Raw genomic sequence first — 16,861 nt, forward strand, 5'->3', positions numbered from 1 at the left:
ATCCTGCTACGTGGGTATTCAAACTAGCTGTGCCAAAGCTAGATTAGCTTGTTAAACGTGGAGTGCTTGAAGCTTAAGGCTAGAAATAAAGCTGATAAACGCCACGGCCAATAACAAAGGGGCTGGCGGGGCTGTTTTCTTTAGTTGCGGGAATAACCACAACAGAGTAGCTAGCAATAACAAGCTGCTCATTACCACAAAGTGCTTAACTGTATCAGCTTGTTCCAAGAGTGTTTGGTTTAAAACGAGATAAATACACACTGCCACAAGGCTACACATTGCCGCAGCAAGCCCAGCAAATGGCAGCAGTTTATCAAAGCTTGTTAAGCGGTGTTTAGCCTTAACCATTAGCCAGTGGGCAATTGCCGCCGCACAAGCAATAAAGCTAAAGATCCCAATACTATGTTGCAGCAAAACAACCGTAGCGGCTAATAACAGTGGCATACCCATTAACCACCAAAGGTTAATATTTAGGCTGCGTTTGTGTTTAAGCTTGTTGATTTTGAAAGTAAGCACCCAACCGATTAACGCACTGGCGAAGACTAAGCCTACTAACCAAGTCGCTTGTTGGCTTTCAAATCCACTTAAACCTGCCAAGGTTATAAAGCTAACAAGTGTGCTTAATTGGCGTTGAATTCTGCCTGTTTGCCCAGGGCATAACTCTCCCTTATGTAAAACCAGCATCAATACAAGAAAGGCCAGTGCAGAACAACTCACAAGGCTAACAAACAAGGTGGCATACAAGCTTGGCATTAGGTCTCCGGTAAACAGATATTGGTAACGTATTGGCTAAAAATTTTTTCGAGGTGCTGTTCAATACAAGCGAAGCCTGCCACCTGGTTATTTCTTAAGTGTTCTAGGGTTTGGCTAGCATCGAGTTTGCTCATCATTGTTTGGCTGGTGGCTAGGTGGCTCAAGTGCCATGGTTCAAACTCTACGCCGCCCTTAAAGCGCAGATAAGGGTAGAAAAAACCAAAATCTTGAGCATATTCATTTAACCATATCGATAAGGCGTGCTGGCAACCTTGCTCTGCATACTCTTGAGGGATGAGTTCTAAACGAGTTCCTGATGGTAGTAGTTTGGGGTCGTAAAAATCAAAATCGGTGCCCCAATGATGGCGGCTGGCGCCAGGTAAAGCAGACCAACGCAAAATAGCATGCAGCTTGTGCTCATCGCTTAGGCTTGAGATATCCAGTGGGCGACTATTGGCATCAAGAATTGGACGCAGACCATTCCATTTGTTATTCCAGATCGCCAGTTGGCGGTGAAAATCTCGATAACCACTAAAAATGCTTAGGTTAAACCCAGCCTGCGTAGCCGCTTTGATAAGCTTTTTAAGATCAGATAAAACTAAGCGATGAACCCAAGCAAGCTCGGGGTCATCAATTAGTTCGCTCTTGTCTAGCCCATAAAGGGCTAGAGGCTTGGCAAGATTACTCATCGCCGCCAAGAACGTTTACTAACAGCTCGTAGTACATATCTGCTAACTGTTCTAAATCTGCCACTTTAACGCACTCATTCACTTTATGAATAGTAGTGTTAACTGGGCCAAGCTCGACCACCTGTGTCCCCATTTTTGCAATGAAACGACCGTCAGACGTGCCTCCAGTAGTGAGTAGCTCAGGAGCTTTCTTGGTTACCTTGCTTACCGCGTTGCTCACTGCAGACAAGAAGTCGCCTTCCTCAGTTAAAAATGGTTGGCCATTGTAGGTCCAATCTAACTGGTAATCTAAACCGTGGCTATCAAAGATATTGTGTACCCGTTTTACAATCTCACTATCCGTTAGCTCAGTTGAGTAGCGGAAGTTAAACTGAACATCTAACTCACCAGGAATCACATTAGAAGCACCTGTACCAGCGTGAATATTGGCAATTTGAAAACTCGTTGGTGGGAAGAATTGATTACCGTTATCCCAATGCATTGCCGCTAGTTCTGCAAGAGCTGGTGCAGCATCATGAATAGGGTTTTTAGCTAGGTGGGGGTAAGCCACATGGCCTTGCACACCTTTTACCGTTAAATCTCCAGTTAATGAGCCGCGGCGACCATTTTTAACTACATCACCCACGTGATGAGTAGAGGATGGCTCGCCCACCAAGCACATATCAATCAGTTCGTTGCGGGCCATTAAGGTATCGACCACGCGGGTTGTACCATTAATAAAAGGTCCTTCTTCATCAGAGGTGATTAAGTACGAGATAGAACCTTTGTGATTAGGGTAATCAGCCACAAATCGCTCGGTAGCTACGACCATGGCAGCTAAAGAGCCTTTCATGTCAGCCGCTCCGCGCCCATGTAGAATGCCATCAATAACAGTGGGCTCAAAGGGTGGGGTATGCCATTTTTCTGCAGGCCCAGGAGGTACTACATCGGTATGTCCAGCAAAACAAAACAGTGGGCCGGTATCACCTTTACGCGCCCACATATTGGTGGTGTCTTCAAATACCATTTCTTCAATGTTAAAACCAACAGCAGTTAGTCGGTCGGCCATTAGTTTTTGGCAATCGCAGTCTTCTGGGGTCACCGACGGACGGCTGATAAGATCTTTTGCTAAGTGTAAAACGGGGCTATCTGACATGGATTTATGCTTCCGGAGAAAAGAGTTGTTGGTATTGGTCGGCTTTAAAACCAAGCGTGAAAGACTGGTCAACTTGAAGTAGTGGGCGTTTAATCATTGCTGGGTGCTCGGCCAGCAGTTGAATGGCTGTATCTTTATTTAGGTCAGCTTTTTGTTGGTCGCTTAGCTGGCGATAAGTGGTTCCACGTTTGTTCAAAACGGCTTCCCAACCCAGCTGTTCACACCAATGGCTAATTTGTTCAACACTAACACCATCTTTACGATAGTCGTGGAAGCTAAATTCAATGTTGTGTTCGTTTAACCAACGGCGGGCTTTTTTAATAGTGTCGCAGTTGGGGATCCCGAACATTACTATGTTTGTTGCAGACATGTATGTTCCCTTTTTTATTTTGGCTAAGAATACCAGAGCTGAAGGCAAAGCTCATCGACCAATTTAGCTGGTAAGGGATTTATACCAATCGTACTAAGTAACTGTTCATTTTATCTGGTTAAAATACTCGATAACTGCTTTAGAATTTTTTGATTGTAGAATAATTACTTATCGAAAAATCCTGCCTTATTCTCGAGTATTTTTCCTGCGTTATTTCTGATCACTTACTTAGTGTGATTGGTATTAAGGCTTTGAGTGAATTTAAGGCAAAAAAAACCACGCTAAGTAGCGTGGTTTAATCACTTAGGCAAAAGCCCAATTTATTTAATAATGGTTAGTACCGGCGTTTCGCTAATGGTTACAGAACCTGATTTTTTCACTAATTCTTTAATCTCGTCCATGTTAGAGATAACCACGGGCGTTAGCGTTGATTTTGCTTTTTCTTCTAGCACGGCTAGGTCAAACTCAATAATCACATCACCTTGTTTCACTTCTTGGCCTTCAGCCGCGATACGAGTGAAACCTTCACCTTTTAGCTCAACGGTATCAATACCGAAGTGAACAAACAGTTCTACGCCGTCGGTAGATTCTAGTGAAAACGCGTGGTTAGTTTCAAAAATCTTACCAATGGTACCGTCACATGGCGCTACCATTTTGTTACCGCTTGGCTTAATCGCGATACCATCGCCCACGATTTTCTCAGCAAATACTACATCAGGCACTTCTTCAATAGGAACGATTTCACCTGATAGTGGGGCGATAATATCGATCCCGCCTTTGCTTGAACTATCATCTGAAACCATTTTCTTGAATTTGTCGAATAGACCCATTATGGCGCTCCTAAATTCTTATGTATTGTGCAGTTGTAACTATCTTAACAGACGGAATTTTGTTTAACAAAAGTGTCAACTAACGTTTCAATTTCAGCGGCTGTTGGTAACGCTAAAGCTTGATCGGCTAATTTCTTCACATCAGCATAGTTTGAATTACGGATCAGTTTTTTGATCCTTGGTATAGAAATGGCACTCATTGAAAATTCATCTAAGCCCATTCCCATCAATAACAAGGTAGCAGTTTCATCACCAGCCAACTCACCACACATACCTGTCCACTTACCTTCAGCATGTGAAGCATCAATAACTTGCTTGATTAAAGTAAGGACAGCGGGTGACATTGGGTTATAGAGTGAAGAAATAAGCTCGTTGCCACGATCTACTGCTAGAGTGTACTGAGTTAAGTCGTTGGTTCCAATACTAAAGAAGTCTACTTCTTTAATTAAATGGTGAGCAATAGCCGCCGCTGCAGGTGTTTCTACCATTACGCCAACTTCAACTTCTTCATCAAAGGCGATGTCTTCAGCACGTAATTCGGCTTTTAGTGAATCTAGCACACCGTTTAACTTGCGAATCTCTTCAACCGAAACAATCATCGGGAACATGATGCGCACTTTACCAAAAGCAGACGCACGTAATAGCGCACGAAGTTGAGCATTCATAATTTCTTCGCGGTCGAAGAAGATACGAATTGCACGCCAACCCAAGAATGGGTTCATCTCTTTTGGTAAATCTAAGTAAGGTAAGTCTTTATCGCCACCGATATCCATAGTGCGGATAATCACTGGGTGGCCTTGCATCGCTTCTACTACAGCTTTGTAGGCTTCGAACTGCTCGTCTTCGCTAGGTAGTGAGTCACGATCCATGAACAAAAACTCGGTACGGTATAAACCAACACCTTCTGAGCCGTTGCGGTGAGCGCCGTCTACATCTTTAATGGTGCCAATGTTGGCACATACTTCAATTTGATGGCCATCTAAAGAAACCGCAGGTAGGTCTTTTAATTTGGCAAGTTCAGCTTTTTCATCGATGTAGCTTTGTTGGCGCTGTTTATAGGTGGCTAGTTGCTCATCGCTTGGGTTGATAACAACTTCATTGTTTAGTGCATCTAACGCAATGATATCGCCATTTTTAACCTGTTGGGTTACGTCGTTGGTACCAACAACAGCTGGTAGCTCTAAAGAGCGGGCCATAATAGAAGTGTGAGAAGTACGACCGCCGATATCAGTAACAAAACCTAGTACTTTATCTAAGTTAATTTGAGCTGTTTCTGAAGGGGTTAAATCGTTGGCGACTAAAATTACTTCTTCAGTAATGGTACTTAAAGAAACAATCTCGATGCCTAGAATGTTTTTAACTAAACGAGAACCTATGTCGCGAAAGTCCGTTGCGCGTTCTTTTAGGTAAGGGTCGTCTAACTCGGCTAGCATCTGCGCGTTTTGCTCGATAATGGTATGAGCTGCATTGTCGGCGCTAAGCAAGTTATCTTTGATGCAGGCTAGAATTTCCTCTTCAAGCTCTTCATCTTCTAACAGCATGATATGTCCTTCGAAGATAGCTTCTTTCTCTTCACCGAAGGTTTTACCTGCCATTATTTTAATTTCTTCGAGCTGTGCAGAAGTTTTATTACGTCCATCGAAAAAGCGTTGTACTTCGCTTTCTACCTGCGCTGCGTCGATATTTGTTTGGTTAATCACTACTTCTTGTTCCGCAAGTAGCAGTGCTTTACCAATTGAAATTCCTGGAGATGCCAGAATACCTGAAATCATAACCTACACCTATTTAGTTGAACTGATTAACGGACTTATAAAAATGCTGACTTATTCAAGTTCATCCATTAACGCAACTAGTTTTTCTACAGCGGCAGTTTCGTCTTCGCCTTCAGCGCGAATTACCACACTAGTGCCTTTAGTTAGGCCAAGAGTTTGTAGTTTAAAAAGGCTTTTGGCACTGGCAGATTTGCCATTGCTCTCAACAGTGATATCGCTAGAAAATGCTTTTGCTTCTTTTACAAATTGTGCCGCAGGGCGAGTATGAAGACCATTTTCGGCGGTGATAACAACACTTTTCTCAAACATACAATCATTCCTCAAGTTAAATTATGTCGCCTATAGCTTGATATAAGCTTAGACGCTTATTAGTAAAACGTTTTCGAGAAAAAAATAACGTAAAAGCCTTTGGTAAAGTTTAATCTACGTCAAATTTTCCTATTTAGTTGTACAGTGTTACTTAATATTACATAGGGGTTTTGTGTGTAACTCTATGTAATTTAATAAATAATACTAATTTATCGAAGTGAACAATGTGTCAATTTTGATACCTTTTGTTACAAAGTGATACATTGTGAAGCGCATTATTTAGCGGTTTGGAGTATAGTTTTTGCAGTTTTGTTGCACAAGCCTTAACGGTTAATTTTCTTTGAAAATAAAGTCTTTGTCGCAAAAAAAGCAACCTTCACAGGTTGCTTATTGATTACTTGCTTAAATTTACTTATTGAACGTTTTCTTGTTCAGTGAAAATGTTAGCAAATAAAGCACTTGATAAGTAACGCTCACCTGAGCTTGGCAGAATCACAACAATCGTTTTATCTGCAAATTCTGGCTTTTCAGCGATACGGTTAGCGGCTACAACAGCGGCGCCTGAAGAGATACCCGCTAAAATACCTTCTTCTTCCATTAAGCGTTGAGCCATAGCTATAGCGTCTTCATTCGTTACTTGCTCAACCGCGTCAACCATTTCTAAATCTAGGTTGCCAGGGATGAAGCCCGCACCAATACCTTGGATTTTGTGTGGACCAGGAGTTAGATCTTCACCCGCTTTAGCTTGCGCAATAACAGGAGAATCAACTGGCTCTACTGCAACAGAAGTGATGCTTTTGCCTTGTTCCAGTTTAATGTAACGGCTAACACCTGTAATTGTACCACCGGTACCCACACCCGCTACAAACACATCAATTTCGCCGTCTGTATCTTGCCAAATCTCTGGGCCAGTTGTTTTCTCGTGAATTTCTGGGTTAGCTGGGTTATCAAATTGACCTAGTAATACGTATTTCTCTGGGTTGCCATCACGAATTTCTTCAGCTTTACCGATAGCGCCTTTCATGCCTTTAGCGCCTTCAGTTAGCACTAAGTTAGCACCCAAAGCTTTAAGCAATTTACGACGCTCTAAGCTCATGGTATTTGGCATGGTAAGGGTGATAGGGTAACCGCGAGATGCTGCAACAAATGCTAAAGCAATACCGGTATTACCACTGGTAGGTTCAATGATTTCTTTACCTGGACCCAATAAGCCTTTCTTTTCTGCATCCCATACTAAGTTTGCACCAATACGACATTTAACACTGAAGCTTGGGTTACGGCTTTCTACTTTAGCCAGTACGTTACCTTTGCTTACGCGGTTAAGGCGAACTAGCGGAGTGCGACCGATAGTCAGGGAATTGTCTTCGTAAATCTTACTCATTGAAACGTCCTTTTTAAGGTTAATAGGCTTGCTACAATCAGTGGTTATCGGCACTTAGCAGCATTACTGTGTTACTAGCATAACGCGCTATTTGGGAAGGGGAAGTAACGTTTATTTATAACGTTATGTAATTAAGAGATAAATTGATATGCCATAAAGCTAGGATTTGTAGAAGACTTGTGAATAAACGCAGTCATAGCTGGCTCTAGGTCTATTATTGAAGCTATAAGCATTGTTAGTTTTATGCTGCTACTGGGCTAGATGATGAGGCAACCACAAACTTGTAGTGCCAAAATTGCGAGCTGATTAACTATTATCTTTATCCCACTAATATGTTTAATAGTTAACATACACTTGTCTGGTATAACTTAACATTGAAGCACAATAGCGTTTAACAGCTAAAAGGATGAGAGATACAAATGGAGAAAGTTGCGCGTTTAGCAAGTAAACACTGGCTAATTGCCATGGTGTTGTTTTCTATTTATGGCGTTCAAGTTTGTCCGTTTTTGGAAGCTCAAACGCCTCTTCAATTATTACTCCCTATCATTATTAGTTTTCTTGTCACCTTGTTGGCGAGGCGCTTTGCCTGTTTGGCAATAGAAAGGAAGTCAAAGGAACAGCAAGTAAGCGCCCAGTTCACTCTCGATTTTTCACTGTTTTTAATCATGGCCTTAAGCATCGTTAGTTATAATTTAATGATGTTTGAGCCACCTTGGGAGTCAAACTTAAAGGTTATTTTAGGTTTGGCTGCTTTGGGCTTTTATGTAGCGGCAGATTTAGCCTTGTTTAAGGAATGGCAAATTGCTCAAGACTTGGAGAGTGCTGGCCAACACTTACAGATTAAGCCGCAGCCTTATTCTGTTAGTCAAAAATTTTCAGCCTTCGCGGCAGCCAGCGCTTTCGTGCTAGCTGGTGTTATCTTTTTGGTGATTAATAAGGATTTAGATTGGTTGGTAAATGTTGGTTCAGATCTCTACCCGATTGAAGTGGCTCAGCGTTATATTGTTATCGAACTAAGCTTTGTATTGCTGGTGGTATTGGCCTACGTGCTACGGGTAATAAGCAGTTACTCACGCAACCTAAAGCGTTTGCTAGAAAACGAAAATCATAGCTTGGCTAAGGTACAAGCTGGCCAATTAGATACTCAGGTTACCATTAGTAGTAGTGATGAGTTTGGCTTGATAGCGCAGCGCACCAATTCAATGATTGCTAGCTTGCAGCGTAGTACTTTGTCGCTTCAGCAAACGCGAGATATCGCCATTCACAGTTTGGCGACACTAGCAGAAACCCGTGACAATGAAACCGGCGCGCATATTCTACGTACGCAGTACTACGTTAAAGCTTTGGCTGAGGCGCTGCAAAATGAGCAAGGTTTTAGCAATTTATTAAGCTCTCAGATTATTGATTTAATCTATAAGTCAGCCCCCTTACATGACATAGGAAAAGTGGGGATCCCCGACGCCATTTTACTTAAGCCCGGTCAACTTGATGATGAACAGTGGCAGATCATGCGCCAGCATCCTGAAATAGGAGCCAATGCCTTAGCCGAAGCTGAACGCCAGTTTGGCAGTGAGGATGCGGCCTTCCTGCAATACGCTAAAGAAATCGCTTTATCTCATCACGAGAAATGGGATGGAAGTGGCTATCCCGAAGGGTTAGCTGGGAGTGACATTCCCTTAAGTGCGCGCTTAATGGCCTTGGCAGATGTTTATGATGCGCTCATTTCTAAGCGGGTATACAAACCTGCTTTTTCTCACGACAAAGCTAAGCAGATTATTTTAGAAGGGAAGGGCTCGCATTTTGACCCTGCCGTGGTTGAGGCATTTTGCCGATGTGAGCAGCAATTTGTCGAGATTGCTGCTCAATACAGTGATAAACCAGAGTGTGCAGCTTAGTTGCTGTAAACCACAATGGATACGCGGTAGCGATCTCTTTTCGGGCTGCGCTCTACGGTGTAAACCGAGTAGTGGCTGGCGTTTTGGGTACTGGCCCATTCCACGGCTTCTTTTTCGGCTATGTCTAAATCTAAGTTGCTCAAAAAGGTTTTTTGAGCCACTTTGGTTAAATTCATTTCCTGGGCTTCGCCGTAGTTTATCTTTTGTAGTGAACTGGCTGCTGCCATCACAGAGCCCGCACTCAGTAAGCTGACACTTAGTACTAAGCTTGATAATAGATGTTTGGTTTTCATTACTGCTTCTCCTCGACCAGCTTGTCTCGATAACTATCGACCCAAATTGCTGTGGCACCACATACCGCTACCGGCATGATAATTAAGTTTAATAGGGGTACGGTACTAAAAAATAAAACGATCGCCCCAAATCCACTGTTGCGAATGCGGTCTTGCTTAAGTTGATCACGCATCGTAGCAAATGGAATGCGATGATTGTCAAAAGGGTAATCAATGTATTGAATGCACATCATCCAAGCACAGAATAAAAACCACAGTACAGGCGCAATAGTTTGGCCAATGGCAGGGATTAAAAACAGCAGTAATAATCCCAAAGCTTTGGGTAGCCAGTACCACAGCTTTTGCAGTTCTCGAGAGAAAATGCGTGGTAAATCTTTGATGAGTTCGACTATCGACATGTCGTCGACTTTTTTGCCGCTAAGGTGCATTTCTACTTTTTCGGCTAATAAGCCATTAAAAGGCGCTGCAATCCAGTTTCCAATAATGCTAAAGGTAAAACCAAACACCATCAGAATAGCGATTATCGCCGTTGGCCAAATCAACCAGCTTAGCCAATCTAGCCAGCTTGGTAGGTAATCAACAATCTGCTGAACCCAAGTGCCTAACTGTTGGTATAAAAAGAAGAATGCTGCACCAAACAACAGAATGTTAGCGATTAGAGGAATCATCACAAAAAGCCGAAGACCAGGTTGAGTAATTAAGCTAAAACCCTGGGCGATGTAAGAAATTCCGCTGCGAGAAGCAAGCGAATGCTGCGTCATTGTTGTGATCCCTCGTTTGTTTATGGACTCATATATTACAAAGCGTTGATAGCTCTGGTAAAGTCTTGCTTAACAATAGCAACAAATTAAGCAAAATCATTTATGCGCTTGAAACAAATCCGCCTCGCCGGGTTTAAATCTTTCGTTGACCGAACCACCATCCCTTTTCCCACCGATATGACAGCCATAGTAGGGCCAAACGGCTGTGGCAAGTCAAACGTAATCGACGCTGTTCGCTGGGTATTAGGTGAGAGCAATGCCCGCCATTTGCGCGGTGGCTCTATGACCGATGTTATCTTTAATGGTTCAACCAAGCGCGCCGCTGTATCTAAAGCCATGGTGGAATTGATTTTCGATAACCAGCAAGGGCGAATTGGCGGTGAGTTTGCTAGTTACGCCGAGATTGCCGTTCGCCGAGAAGTTAGTCGAGATGGTCAAAACAACTATCTGCTAAATGGCGCTAAATGCCGTAAACGCGATATTACCGATTTGTTTTTAGGAACTGGTCTTGGTCCGCGCAGTTACGCAATTATTGAACAAGGCATGATTAGCCGTTTAATCGAGTCGAAACCACAAGAACTGCGGGTGTTTATTGAAGAAGCAGCTGGCGTGTCTAAGTATAAGGAACGCCGACGCGAGACTGAGCTTCGCATTAAACACACCGATGAAAATATTCTGCGTCTGCGAGATATCGAATCAGAGCTTGCACAACAAGTCAGTAAGCTTAAAACCCAAGCGCAAGCGGCTAAGCGTTATCGCCAGTATCGAGAACGTCATCGTGAACTAAAGGCGCTTATTTGCCTTCAAGAGTTGCGCCAGTTGGACGCGAGCATTGATAAAGGCAATCAGGGGAATGATCAGGCCGAACAGCAGCAAAGGCACGAAGAACACCTGATAACTCAAACGGAAAACCAGCTTAGCTTGCTTAACCATCAAATTGCAGAGCAGCAAGAACAGATTCAAAATCTGCAGCAGCAAAGTTACCAACTTAAAACTGAGTTGGCGAAACTTGAGCAGCAACAATTACATACCAAGCAACAACAGAGTCAGTCGCAACAAAGCCGCGACCGCAACTTAACTCAGCAAGCTGAAATTAAGACAAGCTTAGAGGTGCTAAGTGAGCAGTTAGCGTTGGAACAAGAAGCCATCGCAGACCTAGAGTTGCAACAAGAGATGCAGCAACAAGTGTTGTTAGAGTTAGAGCCACAGCTAGAAGACGCCGAGCAACAGCATGCGGATGCCTTAGCTGAGAGTAATGCCTTTTTAGCAGCGAGCCAACAGGCGCGTCACTCTGTGCAGCAGTGCGAAGCCCAATTGCGCCATTGTGAGCAAATGCAGCAGCGCCATAAGCAGCAGATTGCTCAATTAGAGCAAAGCTTAAGTCACACCACCGATGGTGATGAAGCTGCCTTGCAGCGTTTAACTCAGCAGCTCGACGAAAGCGAACCCAAGCAACATGAGCTTGAGATGCAGTTGGCACAGGCTGAGGACTCTAAGCAGCACTTAGCCGACAAACTCACGGCCTGCCAACAAGAATTGCAACAAACACAATTACAGCAAACTGCTGAAGAAACCCGTTTGCAGGGTGTAGATAAATTGCTTGGGCAAGTTGAGCAGACAGCCCAGCAGCCACTGCTTGACGTTCTGGGTGTGAAGGAAGGTTGGGAACAGGCTGCAGATGTGGTTTTAAGTACATGGCTACAGGCGGAGTGGTGTGAGCAACTAGACGCCCAGTTTCCCTTAGCATTAAGCGCAGTGGCTCCTGCGGTAAGTCATCAGCTCGCTCCTCAGTTAGCAGCGTTGAGCAGCTTAGCCGAACAGTTAGAGAATGTTGAGCTTGGATACTTATGTGGCCAAGTGCTAGTGGTCGATAATCTTGAGCAAGCGATAAGCTTGCGAGAGCATCTCAGTCATGAACAATCATTGATAACTGCCAAGGGCGAGTGGGTAGGAAAATACTGGCAGCAGTTGAGCCCACCTAATTACCAACATTCTTTGTTAAGTCTGCAACAAGAGCGCCAGCAGCTACAAGAATTATTGGCTCAGTTGGAGGAAAGCGCTACTCAGTTAAAGCTTGAACAACAAGACCTACAGCAGCAATCTCAGCAACAGGCTGAACAGATAAAAGGGCTAAGCCAAAATTTAGTGACAGTGAAAGCCGAGCTTGCCGACTGGCGCAGCCGCTTAGCCTTATTAGAGCAACAGCAAGCCTTTGCCAAGCAACAAACTGAGCAAATACAGCAGCAAATCGCCGAACTGCAGATTACGCTGGAGCAAGATCAAGAATCGCAGTTATTGCTCGAAGAACAACTTGAACAGCATCAGGCTGAATTAAACCAGCAAAGCGAAAAGCAAAAATACTTGCAACAACAAACTGCACTGGCGACAGATGCTCTAAAACAGCAACGCTTGAGCTTGCAGCAACAGCAACAAGCTAGTCATCAGCAGCAATTGTTATTGCAGCAACAGCAAGCAAAATATCAAGCCCAACTGCAGCAGCAAAGCTATCAGCAGCAAAAGTTGGCCGAGCTTGAACTGCAGTTGCAGGCGCAGCCTGAAGAGCACGATGAGCAACTAGCCCTGCTTGGTGAGCAAATAGAACAGTTGCTAGAGCAACACTTAGAATTGGAAGAGCAGCAAACAGGCGCTAGCGAAGCACACCATAAAAGTGTTGAACAACAGCAAGCTTTGGCTCAGCAGTTAAAAGATGCGCAGCTACGTTTAAAAGAATTGATAGAGCAAGGTACGCAACAACGAATTGAGCAGCAAAGTTTGTTAGCGCGTCGAACCGTATTGTTAGAGCAACTAGCGGAGCAAGGTGAAAACTTAAAACACCTTGAGCTATCGTTGCCCGAAGCCAGCTTAGAAGACGATTATGCCAGTGAACTAAGCCAAGTAGATACGCGCTTGAAGCGATTAGGCGCGGTCAACTTAGCTGCGGAAGAAGAATTTGAACAGCAGAATGCACGTTATCAAGAGCTAAGCACGCAACTTACTGATTTAGAAGCCGCTATTGAAGTGCTGCAGACGGCAATCGCCAAAATAGACCGTCAAACTCGTTCTAAATTTAGTGAAACTTTTGCTAAAGTAGATGCAGACTTACAGCAGCTTTTCCCCAAGGTTTTTGGTGGGGGTAAGGCTTGGCTTGAACTGTCTTCCGACGACTTACTCGAAACTGGTGTAACTATAATGGCGCGACCTCCGGGTAAAAAGAATGCTAGCATTAGTTTATTGTCGGGCGGAGAAAAAGCGCTGACTGCCTTGGCCTTGGTTTTTGCTATATTTCGCTTAAATCCTGCGCCATTTTGTATGCTTGATGAGGTAGATGCACCGCTAGATGAAGTAAATGTGGGACGTTTTGCCGATTTAGTGCATAGTATGTCTGATACGGTTCAATTTATATTTATCAGTCACAATAAAGTGACAATGGAAAAGGCCTCGCAACTTGCCGGGGTAACAATGCAGGAGCCAGGCGTATCACGCTTGGTAGCAGTGGATATCGCAGAAGCGATAGCCATGGTGGAATAATAGCTTTAGAGAACAGTTAAATGCAGGAATTACGCATCGTACTTATCGTTGTTGGAATCATTTTAATTATTGCTTTGCTCGCTCATGGTTTTTGGAGTAGTCGCAAACAACGACCTGAAAAACTGGTTAGTCCCAAACAATCTTTAGGGGCTCAAGAATCTTCAGCAACACGTGATGAACAAGGTTTTGATGATCTAGGTGTAGGTCAAGCTCGGGTTATTGGTGACCCTATTGAAGACGCTATTACTCAGCAAGAAGTAGCTCCAGCCGCAAAACCTGCGGCCAAACCAGCCGAAGTAAAAGTAAGCTCAGATTTTGCCGCTGAGCCAAGCGCGCCAGTGCAGCGAAAAGAGCCTGAATTTAGCTTTTCTGCGGTAGATGAAGCGCCAAGTATTAGTGATAGCCAAGGTTTAGAGGGCTTAGAACCTAAGGCCAATCCAGAGGCTGTGAGTGTTGAACCTGAGCCAAGTACTTTGTCTAGCGAACCAGAGTTTGCCTTTGATATGGATGAAGTAAAAGAAGAACTTGTAGAGCCTGTGGTGGAAGAACCGCAAGAGCCGGTTAAAGATCCTAATGCACCCGATGATGTGTTTATCTTAAATGTTATGGCTCAGAGTGGCCGTTACTTAAGAGGTGCTGCGCTGTTAGCAAGCTTGGACAAAATTGGTTTGCGCCATGGTGACATGGATATTTTTCATCGTCACTTAGATAACAGCGGCACGGGTCCGGTGATATTTAGTTTGGCTAATATGGTTAACCCTGGCACTTTTGATATTGATGCCATGGACCAGTTGGAAACCCGTGGTGTGAGCATTTTCATGACCGTGCCATGTAAGGGCGAACCAACTAAAAACTTTGCCTTAATGTATAACGCAGCAATGACCTTGGCTAAAGATTTAGACGCGATAATGTTAGATGACCAGCGTAATCCTTTGACCAAGCAAACCGTTAATCACTATGAGCAACGGGTGCGTGAATACGAGCGTAAGCAACTGCTCGTAAACTAATAAATTGTGTGTACTTTTAAGCCTTTCCAATACATGTATCTGGGAAGGCTTTTTTATTTGAAAGGTCTCTCATGGACAAGCCAGAACAACAAATTGAGCAGCTAAGAACTCAACTCGAGCAATATAACTATCAATATTACGTATTGGATGAGCCTTCGGTTCCTGATGCTGAATATGACCGCTTATTTCGAGAACTGCAGAGCTTAGAAAAGCAACACCCAGACTTGCTGCGAAGCGACTCGCCTACCCAGCGTGTTAGCGGAACGCCACTATCAGCCTTCGATCAAATTCAGCACGAAATGCCGATGTTGTCTTTAGACAACGTATTCAGTGAAGAAGAGCTCAGTGCCTTTAATAAACGCCTGCAAGAGCGCTTAGTAGCAACGGATGAGATTAGCTATTGTGTTGAGCCTAAATTAGATGGTTTGGCAGTCAGCATTCTTTATGTGGACGGTGTATTGCAGCAAGCTGCAACGCGTGGAGATGGCAGCACCGGTGAAAATGTCACCGAGAATGTGAAAACTATTCGCTCTATTCCTCTGCGTTTACGGGGCAATAACTGGCCCGCCAGATTGGAAGTGCGCGGTGAAATCTTCATGCCTAAGGCGGGTTTTGAAAAACTTAATCAGCAGGCAATCGAAAAGGGTGAAAAAGGCTTTGCCAACCCACGCAATGCAGCAGCAGGAAGTTTGCGACAGTTAGACTCGCAAATCACTGCTACGCGTCCGTTGGCATTTTATGCCTACTCCTTGGGCGTGGTGAGCGAAAGCTTAAGTCAAAGTCATTATCAGAACTTACAAAGCTTAAAAGACTATGGTTTACCGGTGTGTCCTGAAGTACGCACTGTTAGCGGCAGTGAGGCGTGTTTTGCCTATTACCAAGAAATTGGTGAGCGCCGCAATAGCCTCGCCTATGAAATTGATGGCGTTGTTTACAAAGTAGATAGTTTGGAACTGCAGCAACAATTGGGTTTTGTTGCGCGAGCTCCTCGCTGGGCAACCGCCCATAAATATCCGGCTCAAGAAGAAATTACCGTATTGCGAGATGTTGAATTTCAGGTTGGGCGAACCGGAGCGATAACTCCCGTTGCCCGTTTAGAGCCGGTTTTTGTTGGTGGCGTTACGGTGAGTAATGCCACCTTGCACAACGCTGATGAAATTGAACGTTTAGCGGTGCGCATTGGTGATAGCGTGATTGTACGCAGAGCGGGTGATGTGATTCCGCAGGTAGCCGGAGTCATCCTTGAGCGTCGCCCAGAAGATGCAAAAGAGATAGTTTTTCCCGAAAGCTGCCCGGTGTGTGATAGCGCCATCGAGCGCATCGAAGGTGAGGCTGTTGCGCGTTGTGTAGCAGGCCTGCGTTGTGGTGCACAGCGTAAAGAGGCACTAAAACACTTTGTTGCCCGTAAAGCTCTAGATATAGACGGTATTGGTGACAAGTTGGTAGAGCAGTTAGTCGAAGCGGAGTTATTGCAAACCCCCTTAGATTTGTTTCACCTTGCGCAGCAACGTGACTCCTTGTTGGGCTTAGAACGCATGGGCGAGAAGTCTGTCGATAAGTTGCTAGCAGGTATCGAGGCAGCACGAGAGACCACTTTGGCGCGCTTCATTTATTCCTTAGGGATCCGTGAAGTAGGCGAGGCGACAGCTGGTAACCTTGCTCAACATTTTAAAAGCTTACCCGCAATAGCCGATGCCAGCCTTGAACAACTACAAGATGTGCCTGATGTAGGTGAAATTGTTGCTAAGCACCTGCGTTTTTTCTTCACACAAGAGCAAAATGCTGAACTAGTGAATGCGCTGGCCGAACAACTTAGTTGGCCGGCGATAGAAGATAAGGCGGAAGAAGACTTGGCCATGAACGGTAAGGTAATTGTACTTACCGGCACCTTAAGTCAACTTGGCAGAAGCGAAGCTAAACAAGCGCTGCAAGCCTTGGGCGCTAAAGTAACCGGCAGTGTTTCAAAGAAAACCGACATTGTGATTGCCGGTGATGCGGCAGGCTCTAAGCTGACTAAAGCCCAAGATTTGGGCATTGAAGTATGGAATGAACAACAATTAGTTGATTTGCTGCAAAGCTAAGTGAAGCTCTCTCACTATCACTACTATAAAGGCCCGCTAGTTTGCTAGCGGGCCTTT

Annotated in this window: 14 protein-coding genes; 4 read left to right on the plus strand and 10 right to left on the minus strand. The window is 44.3% G+C overall.

The annotated features are described in order from the left end of the window. Positions 1-51 precede the first annotated feature (51 nt). From LQZ07_RS08365 to cysK, 8 genes are all read right to left on the minus strand, one after another. The gene (locus LQZ07_RS08365; RefSeq protein WP_152779662.1) at positions 52-753 is read right to left on the minus strand and encodes a hypothetical protein; all 702 of its coding nucleotides are present in this window, start codon (positions 751-753) and stop codon (positions 52-54) included. Further along, the gene (locus tag LQZ07_RS08370) at positions 753-1,442 is read right to left on the minus strand and encodes a M15 family metallopeptidase (RefSeq protein ID WP_152779660.1); all 690 of its coding nucleotides are present in this window, start codon (positions 1,440-1,442) and stop codon (positions 753-755) included. Before LQZ07_RS08370 ends, LQZ07_RS08365 begins: the two co-directional genes overlap by 1 nt. Next, positions 1,435-2,577 (minus strand): succinyl-diaminopimelate desuccinylase, encoded by a 1,143-nt coding sequence (gene dapE, locus LQZ07_RS08375; protein ID WP_152779658.1) that lies wholly within the window; start codon positions 2,575-2,577, stop codon positions 1,435-1,437. The genes LQZ07_RS08370 and dapE overlap by 8 nt, the downstream gene beginning before the upstream one ends. A 4-nt stretch (positions 2,578-2,581) precedes the next feature. Further along, the gene (locus LQZ07_RS08380; protein ID WP_152779656.1) at positions 2,582-2,947 is read right to left on the minus strand and encodes an ArsC family reductase; all 366 of its coding nucleotides are present in this window, start codon (positions 2,945-2,947) and stop codon (positions 2,582-2,584) included. Positions 2,948-3,267: 320 nt separating this feature from the next. Beyond that, complete coding sequence (crr, locus tag LQZ07_RS08385; protein WP_016403639.1) at positions 3,268-3,777, minus strand: PTS glucose transporter subunit IIA; 510 nt, start codon at positions 3,775-3,777, stop codon at positions 3,268-3,270. Between the two features lie 44 nt (positions 3,778-3,821). Beyond that, on the minus strand, positions 3,822-5,549 hold the full coding sequence (gene ptsI / locus LQZ07_RS08390; protein WP_152779654.1) for a phosphoenolpyruvate-protein phosphotransferase PtsI: 1,728 nt from the start codon (positions 5,547-5,549) through the stop codon (positions 3,822-3,824). 51 nt (positions 5,550-5,600) lie between these two features. Further along, a complete protein-coding gene (locus LQZ07_RS08395; RefSeq protein ID WP_016403637.1) occupies positions 5,601-5,858 on the minus strand; it encodes an HPr family phosphocarrier protein in 258 nt (85 codons plus the stop codon). A gap of 412 nt (positions 5,859-6,270) precedes the next feature. Next, positions 6,271-7,239, minus strand: coding sequence for a cysteine synthase A (gene cysK / locus LQZ07_RS08400; protein WP_152779652.1), 969 nt, complete (start codon positions 7,237-7,239; stop codon positions 6,271-6,273). Between the two features lie 419 nt (positions 7,240-7,658). On the opposite strand from cysK, the gene LQZ07_RS08405 reads away from it, so the two are divergent. After that, positions 7,659-9,134, plus strand: a complete 1,476-nt coding sequence (locus LQZ07_RS08405; protein WP_152779649.1) for an HD-GYP domain-containing protein — start codon at positions 7,659-7,661, stop codon at positions 9,132-9,134. Here LQZ07_RS08405 and LQZ07_RS08410 read toward each other — a convergent pair. After that, entirely contained in the window at positions 9,131-9,427 is a 297-nt protein-coding gene (locus LQZ07_RS08410; RefSeq protein ID WP_152779647.1) for a hypothetical protein, read from the minus strand. The two genes, LQZ07_RS08405 and LQZ07_RS08410, sit on opposite strands and share 4 nt — an antisense overlap. After that, entirely contained in the window at positions 9,427-10,188 is a 762-nt protein-coding gene (gene cysZ / locus LQZ07_RS08415) for a sulfate transporter CysZ (RefSeq protein WP_152779645.1), read from the minus strand. The genes LQZ07_RS08410 and cysZ overlap by 1 nt, the downstream gene beginning before the upstream one ends. 102 nt (positions 10,189-10,290) lie before the next feature. Between cysZ and smc the strand changes: the two genes are divergently transcribed. The 3 genes from smc to ligA all read left to right on the plus strand — a co-directional run bounded on the left by smc (position 10,291) and on the right by ligA (position 16,804). Continuing rightward, positions 10,291-13,716: a chromosome segregation protein SMC gene (gene smc, locus LQZ07_RS08420; protein WP_152779643.1), complete on the plus strand. Its 3,426-nt coding sequence runs from the start codon at positions 10,291-10,293 to the stop codon at positions 13,714-13,716. A gap of 20 nt (positions 13,717-13,736) precedes the next feature. Next, a complete protein-coding gene (gene zipA, locus LQZ07_RS08425) occupies positions 13,737-14,723 on the plus strand; it encodes a cell division protein ZipA (RefSeq protein WP_152779641.1) in 987 nt (328 codons plus the stop codon). Between the two features lie 71 nt (positions 14,724-14,794). Next, positions 14,795-16,804, plus strand: a complete 2,010-nt coding sequence (gene ligA / locus LQZ07_RS08430) for an NAD-dependent DNA ligase LigA (protein WP_152779639.1) — start codon at positions 14,795-14,797, stop codon at positions 16,802-16,804. Positions 16,805-16,861 lie beyond the last annotated feature (57 nt).

The sequence above is a fragment of the Agarivorans sp. B2Z047 genome, assembly GCF_023373605.1.
GTDB classification, from domain to species: domain Bacteria; phylum Pseudomonadota; class Gammaproteobacteria; order Enterobacterales; family Celerinatantimonadaceae; genus Agarivorans; species Agarivorans albus.